Origin of the sequence: Magnetococcus sp. PR-3 (assembly GCF_036689865.1) — a bacterium.
Taxonomy (GTDB): domain Bacteria; phylum Pseudomonadota; class Magnetococcia; order Magnetococcales; family Magnetococcaceae; genus Magnetococcus.
On the sequence record NZ_JBAHUQ010000081.1, the window covers coordinates 1 to 840 of the forward strand.

The window sequence follows — 840 nt, forward strand, 5'->3', positions numbered from 1 at the left end:
CCCCCATAGGGCCAGTATCTACGATATAGGCATACCCTTTAGTAGCGCTTGTTCCATAACCGCGCACGATGCCATAAACCCCTCCATACTCCCACCACACATCCTCGCCACCTTGCTTAGCTTCCAGCTTGGCCCGCTCTAAGCTTTCAAGCACTTTTCTAGTTGCGTTACCTTGGAAGGCAACATGAAGTGCATCGACCCCTATATACTTTATTTCAAATTTCTGTTTATCCATTGCCCCTACCCCATATCCTGTAATCTGACGGGGGGGTGATACCACCACCCCCCATTACGCAACAAGGCCCGCAACCTATACGGCTGCGAGCCTCTACCCTAATCTCCCAACTAACTTAAAAAGGCTCGTCCTCTTTCCCTACACCAACATCCTTATCAGAGCCTTTTTTATCCTTTTTACTTGGCCTTGACCACTTGACCTCCAACTTCTCTCCCTGCTGATCACCATCCACGGGAAACGCTGTCAGCCTTATAGGCTCAGGAAGATGTGGGCCATCCACACATATATTAATAAGCGTCCCCCCTTTCTTCATCGGATGCGCCCAGCCACCCCCCATCTCTTCCCAGCCATGGCCAGACTCACGCACCTTTACTAAATAATCTGGGCTACCCTCACTATACTTATCAACCGGTGCTAACGCGACGTCACCATTCAACCCACGAATACTGACATTTCCGACATAACCCACAAGCCCGTCACGCTCTCTCTTTTCAAAATGCCCACACACAAATGACATGCCCTACCCCTTTGTTCTATGTCCCCGCTATTCTGTGCGCTCCGCGCCGGGGACGGTTTTATTGAGTTTCGGGGAATGGAATTCCCCG

General features: G+C 50.7%; 2 protein-coding genes. Both read right to left on the reverse strand.

Features of this window, described 5'->3' with window-relative positions; genetic code table 11:
• Positions 1-235, reverse strand: a 235-nt coding sequence (locus tag V5T57_RS20620) for a hypothetical protein (protein WP_332893157.1), incomplete at its 3' end; no start/stop codon positions are given.
• Positions 236-350: 115 nt separating this feature from the next.
• Positions 351-752 (reverse strand): DUF736 family protein, encoded by a 402-nt coding sequence (locus tag V5T57_RS20625; RefSeq protein WP_332893158.1) that lies wholly within the window; start codon positions 750-752, stop codon positions 351-353.
• Positions 753-840 lie beyond the last annotated feature (88 nt).

Bases quoted from the DNA above. Each gene is read 5' to 3' on its own strand.
- V5T57_RS20625 (WP_332893158.1), bottom strand. From the start codon at position 752: ATGTCATTTGTGTGTGGGCATTTTGAAAAGAGAGAGCGTGACGGGCTT.